This window comes from Tissierella pigra, assembly GCF_018917845.1.
Lineage (GTDB): Bacteria > Bacillota > Clostridia > Tissierellales > Tissierellaceae > Tissierella > Tissierella pigra.
This window is the reverse complement of record NZ_JAHLPJ010000001.1, coordinates 758,843-772,788: the sequence shown is the minus strand read 5'-3', so window position 1 is coordinate 772,788 and position 13,946 is coordinate 758,843. Positions and strand designations below refer to the sequence as shown.

At 30.5% G+C, this 13,946-nt stretch carries 14 protein-coding genes; all 14 read right to left on the bottom strand.

Translation table 11 applies throughout. The annotated features are described in order from the left end of the window. Positions 1 to 26 precede the first annotated feature (26 nt). Positions 27 to 1,841, bottom strand: coding sequence for an ATP-dependent zinc metalloprotease FtsH (ftsH, locus tag KQI41_RS03700; RefSeq protein WP_244971083.1), 1,815 nt, complete (start codon positions 1,839 to 1,841; stop codon positions 27 to 29). Positions 1,842 to 1,916: 75 nt separating this feature from the next. Beyond that, positions 1,917 to 2,456: a hypoxanthine phosphoribosyltransferase gene (gene hpt, locus KQI41_RS03695; protein ID WP_216584890.1), complete on the bottom strand. Its 540-nt coding sequence runs from the start codon at positions 2,454 to 2,456 to the stop codon at positions 1,917 to 1,919. A 28-nt stretch (positions 2,457 to 2,484) separates the two neighbouring features. Further along, positions 2,485 to 3,861, bottom strand: coding sequence for a tRNA lysidine(34) synthetase TilS (gene tilS / locus KQI41_RS03690; RefSeq protein WP_216584889.1), 1,377 nt, complete (start codon positions 3,859 to 3,861; stop codon positions 2,485 to 2,487). 139 nt (positions 3,862 to 4,000) lie between these two features. Continuing rightward, entirely contained in the window at positions 4,001 to 6,328 is a 2,328-nt protein-coding gene (gene spoIIE, locus KQI41_RS03685; protein ID WP_154439455.1) for a stage II sporulation protein E, read from the bottom strand. Positions 6,329 to 6,683: 355 nt separating this feature from the next. Then, complete coding sequence (locus tag KQI41_RS03680; protein ID WP_154439456.1) at positions 6,684 to 7,100, bottom strand: S1 RNA-binding domain-containing protein; 417 nt, start codon at positions 7,098 to 7,100, stop codon at positions 6,684 to 6,686. A gap of 68 nt (positions 7,101 to 7,168) precedes the next feature. Continuing rightward, positions 7,169 to 7,495: an FtsB family cell division protein gene (locus KQI41_RS03675; protein ID WP_229768511.1), complete on the bottom strand. Its 327-nt coding sequence runs from the start codon at positions 7,493 to 7,495 to the stop codon at positions 7,169 to 7,171. 48 nt (positions 7,496 to 7,543) lie between these two features. Continuing rightward, entirely contained in the window at positions 7,544 to 8,011 is a 468-nt protein-coding gene (gene yabQ / locus KQI41_RS03670; protein ID WP_154439458.1) for a spore cortex biosynthesis protein YabQ, read from the bottom strand. 17 nt (positions 8,012 to 8,028) lie between these two features. Further along, a complete protein-coding gene (yabP, locus tag KQI41_RS03665) occupies positions 8,029 to 8,307 on the bottom strand; it encodes a sporulation protein YabP (RefSeq protein WP_154439459.1) in 279 nt (92 codons plus the stop codon). 76 nt (positions 8,308 to 8,383) lie between these two features. Further along, positions 8,384 to 8,626 (bottom strand): RNA-binding S4 domain-containing protein, encoded by a 243-nt coding sequence (locus tag KQI41_RS03660; protein WP_154439460.1) that lies wholly within the window; start codon positions 8,624 to 8,626, stop codon positions 8,384 to 8,386. Positions 8,627 to 8,669: 43 nt separating this feature from the next. Further along, entirely contained in the window at positions 8,670 to 8,948 is a 279-nt protein-coding gene (locus KQI41_RS03655) for an HU family DNA-binding protein (protein ID WP_154439461.1), read from the bottom strand. 88 nt (positions 8,949 to 9,036) lie between these two features. Further along, entirely contained in the window at positions 9,037 to 10,497 is a 1,461-nt protein-coding gene (gene yabN / locus KQI41_RS03650) for a bifunctional methyltransferase/pyrophosphohydrolase YabN (RefSeq protein WP_154439462.1), read from the bottom strand. Positions 10,498 to 10,522: 25 nt separating this feature from the next. Then, positions 10,523 to 12,130, bottom strand: coding sequence for a putative polysaccharide biosynthesis protein (locus KQI41_RS03645; RefSeq protein ID WP_154439463.1), 1,608 nt, complete (start codon positions 12,128 to 12,130; stop codon positions 10,523 to 10,525). A 97-nt stretch (positions 12,131 to 12,227) separates the two neighbouring features. Further along, positions 12,228 to 12,779, bottom strand: a complete 552-nt coding sequence (gene spoVT / locus KQI41_RS03640) for a stage V sporulation protein T (protein ID WP_154439464.1) — start codon at positions 12,777 to 12,779, stop codon at positions 12,228 to 12,230. A 194-nt stretch (positions 12,780 to 12,973) separates the two neighbouring features. Then, on the bottom strand, positions 12,974 to 13,918 hold the full coding sequence (locus KQI41_RS03635; RefSeq protein WP_195837931.1) for a peptidylprolyl isomerase: 945 nt from the start codon (positions 13,916 to 13,918) through the stop codon (positions 12,974 to 12,976). Positions 13,919 to 13,946: the final 28 nt, after the last annotated feature.

The following is a 13,946-nucleotide window of genomic DNA, read 5'->3' as shown; positions in this document are numbered from 1 at the left end:
AAGCAGGAGAAATTCTCCTACTTTCCTTATGAACCTATAAATATTTCTTCAAATTCTTTGCCATCTATCGTTTCTTTTTCTAGTAAAACTTCTGCTATTTTATGAAGTTTATCCATATTTTCTGCTAACAGTTTCTCTGCTTGATTATAAGCTGTATCTATTAACTCTCTCATCTCTTTATCTATGGCAGCTGCCACATCTTCACTGTAATTTCTAGCTCTGCCAAAATCTCTGCCTACAAATACCTCTTCATCATCAGTACCATAAGTCATAGGTCCAAGTTTCTGGCTCATACCATAGTGCGTAACCATGGATCTAGCAATTTTAGTAGCTCTTTCAATATCGTTCTGTGCTCCTGTACTTATATCTCCTAAAACTAATGCCTCTGCCACTCTTCCGCCTAGAAGAGTAACTAATCTAGCCTCCATTTGCTTTTTAGTTAGAAAACTTCTATCTTCTTCTGGTATATAAGCCGTAAATCCACCAGCCATTCCCCTTGGAATAATAGTTACCATGTGTACTGGATCTGTATCTGGAGTAAGTCTAGAAGTAAGAGCATGACCTGCCTCATGATATGCAGTAAGTCTTCTTTCCTTCTCACTTACAACTTTAGACTTTTTCTCAGGACCAGCTTGAACCTTTATAGACGCTTCTTCTATTAAATGCATAGGTATTGTTTTTAAACCGTATCTAGCTGAAAGAATTGCAGCTTCGTTTACTAAGTTTTCTAAGTCAGCTGGTGTAAATCCTACAGTTCTCTTAGCAACTACTCCTAAATCAACATCTGAATCTAAAGGCTTATTTTTTGTATGAACATTTAGTATTGCTTCTCTACCTCTTACATCAGGTACCCCAACATAAACAGTTCTGTCAAACCTACCTGGTCTAAGTAATGCAGGGTCAAGTATATCAGCTCTATTGGTTGCCGCCATAACGATAATACCTTCATTAGTAGCAAATCCATCCATTTCTACTAGAAGTTGATTTAGAGTCTGCTCTCTTTCATCATGGCCACCACCAAGACCTGCTCCTCTTCTTCTACCTACAGCATCAATCTCATCTATAAAAACTATACAAGGTGCATTTTTCTTTGCTTGTTCAAATAAATCTCTAACTCTACTTGCACCTACACCTACAAACATTTCCACAAAGTCTGAACCTGATATACTGAAAAATGGAACTCCTGCTTCTCCTGCTACTGCTTTACTTAAATACGTTTTACCTGTTCCTGGAGGACCAACCATTAGAACTCCTGTAGGTATCCTTGCTCCAATTTCAATATACTTTCTAGGAGATCTTAGAAAATCTACGATTTCCTTTAATTCCTCTTTTTCTTCCTCTAATCCAGCTACATCAGCAAAAGTAATAATCTTACCATCTTCTTGGTTATGAAGTCTTGCTTTAGACTTACCAAAAGACATTACCTTGCCGCCACCTCCACCTTGGGATTGCTGCATAAATACAAACCAAAAAACTCCAATGACTAAAATCATCAATATAGTTGGAATTGCACTTATCCAAAATGGTTGCGTTGGCTCTAAATCAGAACTTAAAGCAATTTCCTTATTATCCACTTTATCTTTTAAATAATTATCAAAGAATGTATCTTGCATTTGAACAGGCAAAATAGTCGTAAACTGTGTCTTATCCCTTAGTTTTCCTGTGACCTCTCTGCCTACAATTTTGATACTTTCCACTTTATTGCTATTTAAATGTTCTACTAATTCAGTTACATCTATTGTTTTGATCTGTTCCACGTCATTTCCAAGAGTTGTTACTAGAAACATTATAATGATTACTATTAGTAAATACATACTAATACCTTTGAAAAATCTTTTCAATACAAGTCCTCCCTCCTCTTTATGAGCAGATAATATCTACACATTATAACACAATTACATGGTTTTTTCAACCTTCTACTTGCTATATACTTCTTCCTTAAGAGCTGCTACATAAGGTAAATTTCTGCCTATTTCAGCATAATCCAATCCATATCCCACTACAAATTCATCTGGAATAGCAAATCCCAAATAATCCACTGGAACATCTACCTTTCTTCTTTCAGGTTTATCTAAAAGAGTACAAACCTTAACTGATCTAGCTCCTCTTTTCTTTAAATTATCTGTTAAATATGCAAGTGTATATCCAGTGTCTATAATATCCTCTATAATAAGTATATCCTTATTTTCTACACTAAAGTCTAAATCCTTTATTATTCTAACTTCTCCAGTAGATGTAGATGATCTGCCATAGCTAGATACAGCCATGAAATCTAATCCTATCTGCATATTTACATTTCTAGCCAGGTCAGACATAAAAATAACGGCACCTTTTAATATGCCTACTAAAATCAAATCCTTATCCTTATAATCTTCAGTAATTTGTTTTCCAAGTTCTTTTACTCTTTTTTCAATATCTTCTTCACTGACTAATACAGTCTTAATTATTTTCTCCATTATAATCCTCCTTTTATGTATTATATAATTAATTATATGATATTGATAGGATTTTCTTTGTATTCTCTGTTATTTTATATAAATCATTGGTTCTATATCCTACTACCCATATAATATTTTCTTCATCTACAATTAGTGGAATCCTATCTCTTAATTCCTTTGGTATTTTTTCATCTATAAAATAGTCTTTAAGCTTTTTAGTACCCTTCATTCCAAAGGGTCTTATTCTATCACCATCAAGTCTATTTCGTACTCCTAGACTTCCTTTGACCATATCAAAGTCAAAATATCTAGTATTCTTTGATTTGTTTAATATAAGATTCTTTTCTTTTGGAAATACACGAACTTTAAAAGAATATTCTATACCTTCTAAGTTAGTCTCTCCTATACCTAGCTTATAAAAATATTTAACTACATCTCTTTCATGGTCTTTTGCAATAATTAAATCATTATATCTGGTTTTGGCTACTATATTATTTGATAAATGAACTTCCTTCCCTGTTTCTAAGGCCAAAAAAAGGCGTAATACTATATTAATCTGTGTTTCAGTAATTCCTTGTAAAGTTCCATTTAGATTCTCTATAGCCACTCGTATAATTCGTTGTTGAATAGATTTATGTTCCTTCAAGAATTTACCACTCTCTAAAATTATACTATGTTTATCTTTATTTTTCACTATAATATTAAATCTTTCTTTAGAATATTCTTCGAGAAATCTGCCATCTGTTGCAGCTATATTAGACATTCTCCACAGTGTATTTATTATATTAGGATTGAAATTTTCTTCTATATATGGTATCAATTCCAATCTTACTTTATTTCTACTATATATAGGTTCTAAATTTGTCTTATCTAATACAGTTTCTATCTTGTTTTTTTCTATGTAACTTTCAATTTCCCTTCTATCTATACCCAGTATAGGGCGAATTATATCTTCGACTCTAAATTCCATCCCTTTCAAGCCATCTATCCCTGTACCTCTTAAAAATCTCATAACTAAAGTTTCAGCTTGGTCATTCTTATTATGGGCTACTGCTATTTTCCCTTTACCTACTTTTAAGAGAATATCCCTAAAAAATCCGTATCTTAATTCCCGTCCTGCTTCCTCTGAAGATATACCCTTTTCTTTCCCATACCCTACCATATCTACATTTTTTGTATAATAGGGTAAGTTCAACTCTTTTGCAATTCTTTCTACAAATAGTTGATCTGACTCAGCGTCATCTCCTCTTACACCATGATTTACATGAGCAATATGTACATTAAATGGAATAGAGTTTTGAACTTCCAATAAACTATATAATAAGGCCATGGAATCTGGTCCCCCTGAAACCCCTACTATTATATTATCATTTTCTTCAATTAAATTATACTCTTTAATTGCAGCCAATACCTTTTCTTTCATCAAATCACCTTAAATTTTATTTATATATGAACTATATCCTTATTATAACCTAATTGTCAACTAATTTTAAATTTAAGACAAAAGTTTAGGCTAGCAAAGCTAGCCTACAAGCAACTATTTACTATTAAGTATTTCCCTTTTAAAGATTTTTCCAAACCTTTGTTACTAGAACTGTCATATCATCAGTATCAATAGATGCAACTCCTCTAACTGTAGCCAGTATTTCATTGGCTATAACTTGAGGATTTATACTGTTTATGTTCATTATTATATTTTTCATCCAATCCTCTGAATCATATATATATCTATTTGCATCTAATACCCCATCTGACATCATAATGATAATATCACCATCTTCAATATACTCTTCGTAAAGATTGAAATCCACATCTCTTAGTATTCCCACAGGTAAAGTTCCGTCACTAATCATATCTACTCTATCTTTTTTCTTTATAAAAGTTGCTGGTGCTCCTGTTTTTATCATTTGCAGCTTCCCTGCATATAAATCTATAAATGCAAGATCTAAGGTAGCAAACATTTCTTCATTGGATTTTACTCTAAGCACTGAATTAATAGTCTTTAAAATTATATCTTTATCTGCATTTGCTTCCATAAGTCTTTCCAATAGAGAAATAGCAACCTTACTTTCTTCATTAGCCTTTCTTCCAATTCCCATCCCATCGCTTAATGCTGAAAAGTGGGTGTTTTCCATTTCTCCAAAGGTAAAACTATCTCCTGATATTTTTTCTTCTGAGTTAGGCATAGTGGCCACCTTGGTCATAGCACTAAACCGATTTGTCCTTAAAAGCTTAAATCTCTGACTCTTGTTAGATATACTATTAAAATTAGTGTCACCTACTACCTCGTGTCCTAAACTTTGTGCTATTGCTCTTTTTAGTTTTCCCTCTGAATTTATAGGTGTATTTAAATCTACAAATATTTCAAACTCTTCTTCTCCTATTTGTACTACAGATATATCCTTTATATCTAATCTATTATTTTTTAAGTCTTTATAAAGATTTTGTTCTATTTCTTCATTAAATTTTGGATTTACATATATTTCATTAGTCATGTTTTGTATTACTTTTCCTATTTCTTCTAGTTGTTCTGACAGTAGAAGTCTATTCTCTCTTAGTTTTAGCTTCCAGTTATGGTCTATATTAAGTTTTTCTACTGCTCTATCAATTAATTCTATAGTGCTACTACTTTTAATACAAAACTTTTTGGCTTCTTCATAAACGATTTCATTATCTGACGTCTTCATTTCCACCATACCAACTAAATTAAAAAAGTTTTGGTATGTGCTATAGTAGTTTTCTTCCCAACATTCTTGATATTTAGGACAATTTGTACATATTCCATTGGCAATACTATCTACCATGCTATATACCTCACCTGTAGAATGAAAATCTCTTTCCGCTGCTGATTCTTTAAAGGTAGTACTTAAATTATTAAAAAGTTCTGTCATTCTATTTAACTTTTTAATAATAATATCATCTCTTTTTTGATTGTAATCCTTTTTTGTATCTAAATCAAAAACAAAGCTTTCAGAGAACTTTTCATTTACTTTATTTGCACTTATTAAAAACAATATTATTCCAACTGCAATTTCTTTCACTCCTAAGAAACTAGTTCCTAATCCATTGACATAAAAGGAAATAATTCCATTTCCAAGTATGAATCCTAAGGCTGAACCAGATTTTCCTATGTCTTTAAATATACCTGCTAAAAGTCCTGAGATACCAAGTATTCCTATAATAAAAGGCATCTCTGGCTGAGATATATATCCTACCATTCCTAATATTATTCCAGTTGTTCCACCAATAAATGCTCCATAACTATAGGATAAGTATAGAATAATTATTACACTAATTAAATTTTTAATTCCAACTCCCAATATAATTATATCTTTAACCCCTGCTAAAACTAATGCCAACGTAATAAAGGAACAAATCGTCTTTTCATTATTAAAACTTGCACTACCTATTTTTTCAATAGGTAAACTAAAAGAAAATATATAAATCATTGTAAAAACAATAATACCTTCAAATAGCACCATAAACAAATCATAAATAAATAGTTGTTTGCTTATCAGGACAGTTACTCCCCTACAAATTGTAAATATAATAGAAGATACTAATGATGCTTTTATTAACGAATAAGTCTTTTCTTCCTTAAATAGAGAGAAAAATCCATAAATCAATAAATAAGATAAAACATAGCCTATTCCCTTGGCTCCTTGAAAAGTTAGAGTTCCAATAATAATGGATAATAACATAGGCACATTTAAACTCTTCATTATAATGTATGCAGTTAAAAATGCAAATCCAAAGGGAGTAAGTTTATTTAATAAATTTGCCCTTCCTAAGAAAAATCCAATAATTATAGTTATTATTGTTGTCTTATCCATTTTGAGATTTACTCCATACCAATGACCTTGAGTCCTTAAAGAATCCGTTCTCATCATAAAAATCACTCCTGTTATTTGTATTTAGATACATATTAACAAAAGAGGTCATAGTAATTTGTCAAATCTAAGGACTTAAACTGAAGAATTTTAAGACATAAATCATTTGTATTTCCCATAACCTTAACTTTTCATAAGGAGAACTTAATATAATTTACTTTAACTTTAAAACAGAGGATTTCAAAGAGTTAGAGCTTCATGTGGCTAATTTCATAGTTAATGTAGAAAATTGTAGTTTTTAGAGTTAAAGAATAAAATAAAAAAGTTTTTTATAAAATTATTTTTAAGAAAGTCTTTTTTTAAACTTCATTCAGTCATAAAAGGTTCAAAATAAAAAAAACCGGATAAACCGGTTTTATACATCCATACCACTCATTTTCTTGGGCTTTGTACTTCTTCTACTACTATCTCTAGTCTTTAATTGGTCTTGCTTTTCATTACTATCTTTTAAAAATTTACTGATTTTGTCTTCAAAAGACATATGCTTCATTTTATCATCAGGCTTATTCCATTCAATTTCTACTGGTTTAGTAGTTTTTGGCTTTGCCTGTCTGATGGAAAGGCTAATCTTTCCTTCATTTGAAATTGATAAAACTTTTACTTTTACTTTTTGATCTTTTTTCAGATGATCAGTTACCTTTTCTACATAATCATGTGATATTTCCGAAATATGAACAAGTCCACTTTTACCTTCTGGTAGCTGAATAAAGGCACCAAAGTTTGTTATTCCTGTAACAGTACCATCAACTACTGCTCCCACAGATACTGGCATAAATTAATGATTCCTCCTTAAAAATAGTTTTCTTAATTTAGTATATATTAGAACTCTTTTAATGTCAATTAGTTCTCATTTTTTATAGGATTTAAAAAAGGATTTTTATTTTTATTTTTATCTATATATATAATTTCCCTTGGTTTTACCATTCCTAGTTCATCCCTTGCTACTTTCTCTACAAATTGCAAAGAGTCACTATCCTCTATTTCTTTACTTAGGACATTTATTTCCTTCTCTAGAGTTTGTACTTCTTTTTGGACTTCTTTCCGCTTCGCTTCTAGGTTCTTCATTAAGCTCCTTTGATTCCACAGTGTAAGTCCTACATATATAAGTAAAAAACCAATAATAAGATTTAATAAACTAAGTCTTTTTTTATTCTTTTTCTTTTGCATTATTTCACCACCCATATATACTTATTCTACAAAAATCAAAAAACTCCTCTATTTTTTTGAAGAAATTATTTTTTTGTATTTCTTTGTTTGTTGAATGATTTCCGTCGGAATTCTTTTTATTCGTCTAAGTGTTGGCAATGATTTCTTCTTTAGAAGTTTAAAAGGATATAAAATTGGAGAAATGATTCCCTTAATAAATGTACTTATGACTTTTCCAACTTTAATACATAGTCCATAGATATATTTGCTAAATAATTTATAATATATAATTATTCCTAGAAAAAAACCAAGTAAAATATATCCTCTTATTTCACCCCAATTGGTCTTTATTATAGTGTAAAAAAATATGGAAGCTATAGCTGTCCAAAACAATAAGTCCCCTAAATAAGTTATAATTTTATTAGGCCTTAAAAAATACCTTATGGCTTTATATAAGTCATAAATAAATCCTGCCATTAAGCCACTATAAATAACTGTAAGAAAAATATGTATTTCTAATATTAGTGAAGTATCCATTTTTTTCTCCTTATAAATTATTTAAATAGCTTACTCATTATATTCTTTGGGTTTGGGTCCTTATCTGTATAATGTAGTCCATTGATTCTTCCATCTATTTTTACTCCACCATCATCTAAGTTAAGTTTAGATATATTTAACCCTTCTCCTTTTATTATCATACCACCTTTAATCGTTGTCAATATAATTGTATTGTCATTGAAACTTTCTACCTGCTCTACTCCTGTTACAGTCATTTTATCCCTATCTTCAACCATTATATTTTGATTTTTAAATCTAATTTTATTTTCAGTCATTATATCCCTCCTATTTCTTATATAGTCATACACTAATATTTATGAATAAAAAAAGACTTTTATTACAAAGTCTTTTTTATTCTATCTTCTTATATAGCCCTAGAGCATCATCTTTTTTTACATTATCCGATATATTTAATATTTCAAAATTCATTGGCTCAGTTCCAAAAGCAATTTGAACTCTATCTCCAACTTTAACCTCGTCCCCAGGCTTGGCCACTTTTCCGTTTATGGATACTCTACCTTGTTCACAAGCTTCCTTGGCAATAGTTCTTCTTTTTATGATTCTGGCATTTTTCAAAAACTTATCAATTCTCATAAAACCACTCCTACAAAAAAATCAGGTCAAAGACCTGATTTTATTATTTATTTACTGTTTCTTTTAAAGCCTTTCCAGCTTTAAATACTGGAGCTTTAGATGCTGCTATTTTAATTATTTCTTCTGGGTTTCTTGGGTTTCTACCTTCTCTAGCTTTTCTTTCTCTTACTTCAAATGTTCCAAATCCAACAAGTTGAACTTTATCTCCACCTGCTAATGTTTCCTCTACTGTCTTCATAAATGCGTTAAGTGCGCTTTCTGCGTCCTTCTTAGTTAAATTACTTTTCTCTGCTATACTTGATACTAATTCAGCTTTGTTCATAATTAATTCCTCCTCGTAGTTTTATTATTTAAATAATAATTCTTTGCAAATTTAAAACCATTCTTTATATTATATAATTGTTAGCATTTTAATGGATTTTATGTATCTTTGCCTCATTCCATAATCTATCCATTTCATCTAAATTTGCATTCTCAATACTTTTGCCCACTTTCTTTAATCCATCCTCAATAAATTCAAATCTATTAATAAATTTATTAATGGTCCTGTTTAGAGCTATTTCTGGATTTACATTTAAAAATCTAGAAAGATTGACTACAGCAAAAAGTAGGTCTCCTATTTCGTCCTCTGTTTCTTCGCCACCACCTCCGAATTGTTCCATAGCTTCTATTACTTCTTGATATTCTTCCATTACCTTATCCAATGCCCCTTTTATGTCTTCCCAGTCAAATCCAATCTCTGCTGCTTTTTCTTGAATCTTAAAACTAGTCATTAAAGCCGGCAACTTAGGTATATTTTTCAATTTATCAGTAAAGCTATGAATATCTCTCTTGGCATACTTTAGCATATTCCAATTATATACTACTTCTTGGCTATTTTCCACACTTTTTTCTAAAAAAACATGAGGATGTCTATAAATTAATTTCTGAGCAAGAGTTGACGTTATATCATATAGAGTAAACTCTCCTTCTTCAGAGGCAATTTCTCCATGAAAGATAATTTGAAGTAATAAATCTCCCAATTCTTCCACCAGTCCATCAATATCATTTTCATCAATGGCATTTACTACTTCATAGGCTTCTTCAATTAAACATTGCCTTATACTTTCGTGAGTCTGTTCTATATCCCAAGGGCAACCATTTTCAGATCTTAATATTTTCATTATACCTAATAAATCGTTGAAGTCAAATACTTTCTTATCTATTTTTACCATTTTAGGCACATATATACTAGTTAATGCTCCTATTTCTTCAACTCTATCCAATTCATAAATAGGTATAAAGTACTTTTTTTCATCTTTTTTTATTCCAGCACTATGGATTAAATATATTTCATATTCATCACCGTATATTTCTGATAATATAAGCTTAACCTCAGATAATATTCTATGGTTATATACCTGAGTAATTATAGTGTCCGAATTTATATCTACTATCAAGCTATTAAATCCTACTCCATCTACTATTTTAAGTCCATTTATAGGATCTATCCCCACTAATTCTATCATAGGTTCTATAAAGCTCATACCAGATACTATCTCTATATCTATATTCTCATTCATTAGAATTTCTACAGTTTTTTCAGCTACTAAAGGATTTCCCGGTACAAAATAATTTATTTGAGAATTCTTTTTAGATTCCTCTATTAAATCCATAGCAATTTTTTCATATACATCTTTAAAATCATCTTCCTTATCATATAAGAAGTCATAAGATTTATAAGGTATATTCTTATTTATAAAATATTCAACAGTAGGATGTTTTTCAGTCCTTAAAAAATTTTTATCTCCTGAATTTATTCTATCGACCGCCCCTAATGTAAGGGAATCTACGCTTCCAGGTCCTAATCCTATTATATATATCTTTCCCATAGTCTTTCTCCTTTGTATACTTCTATTAAAATAATTTAAATTTACTTAGTTTTTTACCTATTTTAACACCATTAGGCAGTAGGTTAAAGTCATCTTCTGTAATAGCTCCTGTTATAATTAAAAATACCCCATATACAAGTACTCCAACTAATACTGCAACTATTGTAGCCAACTTTTCTCCAATTATATCCATTAAAAATAAATAAGAAAGAAAAGCTGCTATGGCCATAGATAAGGATGAAATGAAAGGTTTAATAAATATATCTTTAAAACTTAGCTTTACCTTAGCTAAAGTCCTCACACTTATTAAGTCTAAAATTGCTGCAATACCAAAGGCTACTACAGTTGAGATAGCAGCACCATAAATATTTATACTGGGTACAGCAGTTAAAGTATATGAAAGTATTACTTTAATTATGGCTCCTATAAATAAATTTATAGCTGGAACTATTGGTTTACCTAAACCTTGGAGGATTGCAGACAAAGTTTGAACTAAAGTTAAAAATATTACACCAAAGGATAAAATTGATAGTAAATTCCCTATATTAATTATGGTTTCTAAATCATTTTTATAATACAATAATCCAATTATTGGTCTTGCCAATACAAATAAACCAAATGCACAAGGTAACCCGATTAATAGTGTCATTCTAATACCAGAGGCAGAGATAGCTTCTATTTCTTTCTTTTTTCTTCTTGCATTGGCATCTGAAATAACTGGCACTAAACTCATGGAAATCGCCAAGGAGAAAACTTGAGGTAAATTAATTACCGTTTGAGCCATTCCTTTTAGATTACCATATAATCCATTGGCTTCTGATTCTAAATATCCTATGGATTGTAATCTTTTTAATACAACTGCCACATCTATGGTGTCCATTATTGGAACAATGGCTGAACCTAAAGTAATAGGAATTGCTATTATAAGAAGGTCTTTTATTATAGTGCCTATTTTGTACTCTTCAGTATATATACTATTTTCCAACTCTTTTTTTGCTTCTTTTCGACCATAAAAGTAAATGAATATCATAGTAAGGGTTCCCATTATAGCACCTATGGAGCCACCAAGGGATGCCCCTCCTGCTGCCATGGGAATTCCTTTATCTAATAAAAAATATGTTAGTAAAAGTCCTGACCCTACTCTAAATAACTGTTCCATTATCTGTGATAATGCAGTTGGGGTCATTAATTGGCGTCCTTGAAAATATCCTCTAAAGACAGCCATAATAGGAACAACAAATAAAGCTGGTACTAATGCAATGAGAGCATAGTAGGCATTGCTATTACCCATTTTCTCTACCATACTACCAGCAGTAAAAAATAAGAATAAAGATGTAAGTAATCCACCTATGGAAAGCCCTGTTAATGCAACTTTAAAAACTCGCTCTGCACTTTTAAAATCTTTTACTGCTCTTTTCTCTGATACCAACTTAGCTATTGCTACAGGAAAACCTGCTGTAGATATAGAAAGTAATAAAGAGTATAAAGGATATGCTGTAGAATAATATCCCATACCTTCTGATTGAATTATATTAGATAATGGTATTCTATAAACTGCACCTAAAATCTTTACAATTATTCCAGCTATACTTAAAATAACGGCACCTTTTAGGAAATTATTTTTCTTAGTCATTAATTTTCCCCCTATAACATAATCTTTTATATTATATCACTTAATTTAGTAAAATAATACAAATAAAAGATAAAACCTACCCTATATGGGTAGGTTGCTAATTTTCCATTTGTTTAGACAAAAATCCTGCTGCTGTTTCCGTTAACTTTACTTCTAATTCTCCCATAATAGAATTTGGTTCCTTTGATATAAGTATAACTGAACCTATTGGGTCACCCTGCATAATTATAGGTGCAATTACTTGAGCTGAATACTTATCTAAATTAGGGTCCTCATATATTATCTTCATAGGATTATTATCGGCATTAGTTGTATAAGTGCTTCTACCTTCAGTCAACTTTTCCAATTCAGGGCTAATCCTTTTCTCTAAGTATTCTCTTTTAGAACCTCCAGATATTGCTATTATATAATCTCTATCTGAAATCAAAGCTGTATGGTTAGTACTTTCATGTAGAGAGTCACAGTACTCCTGAGCAAATTCATTTAGTTCTCCTATAGGTGAATACTTTTTAAGAATTACTTGCCCTTCCCTATCAGTAAATATTTCTAAAGGGTCACCTTCTCTAATTCTAAGAGTTCTCCTAATTTCTTTTGGAATTACAACTCTGCCTAGTTCATCTATTCTTCTAACGATTCCTGTGGCCTTCATTATTTTCCTCCTTAAACAATAATTGTGTAGTAAAATTATTATTCAACCAAAAGGAAAATTTTATTCATCTTTGTTACTTTATGTTAAAGTGTTTACATTAACTACTTTAATATAAGGTAAAATAACGCTATTTTAGTATATTTGCAAAATACGGCTCTAACATAGTTGTTAACCTTTTTTATTAATTAATTGCTCTATTTTGAATCCTTTAAATCTAAATATACTTTAACCTTAGCACTATTCCTTAAACCTTGAATAGCTTCCAGATATTTTTGTTCCTTTAACAGTTTGATTATATCATCTTTCAAAGCCTCAAAGGTATCTTTTCTATCTTCAAGATGTATTATATGGTATCCTACTTCTGTTTTTACTAAGTTGCTGACTTCTCCAATATTTAAATCAAATGCAGCTTCTTCAAATTCGGAGATCATACTGCCCTTAGTAAAGTATCCTAAATTTCCTCCTTCTACGGCTGAAGCTTTATCTATAGACACTTCTTGGGCTAATACATCAAATTTTTCACCTGCATTTAATCTTTCTAAAACCTTTTTACCTTCTTCTTCTGTCTTTACCAAAATATGGCTTGCCTTTATTACAACTAAATCATCCTTATTGGCTTCAAAATATTTTTTTGCTTCTTTCTCAGTTACATCAGTTTCAGCCATAAATGTTTCTCTATGTTTATTAAACAATAATTCTTTTCTTAAATTTTCTTTGAAAAATTCCTGTGAGATTTTATTATTCTCTAAAAATTCATCAAATTTTTCTTGTCCACCCATCATAGAAACATAGCTTGACGTTTGCTCTTCAATTTCTTCATCTGTTATGGTTATATTCATTTTATTTGCTTCTTTTGATACTATCTTTTCCATGATTAATCTTTGAACTATTTCATTTTTAAGATTCTCTTCTAGGGTTTTTCCGTCTTCTCCTACTTCTGCCATGGCTCCTTCTCCAAGTCGTTGTTCATATATTTTCTTATATACTTGGAAATCACTTTCAAATTCTTCAGTTGTTATACCTTCTCCGTCAACTTTAGCCACAAATCCATCTTCTTTTTTTGTACATCCACCTATGGTAAAAACCATTGCTAATAGTAATCCCATGACTAAAATCTTTCTATAATTTATTTTTTTCAATAGTAACATCCTTTCTTATCTATTTGTA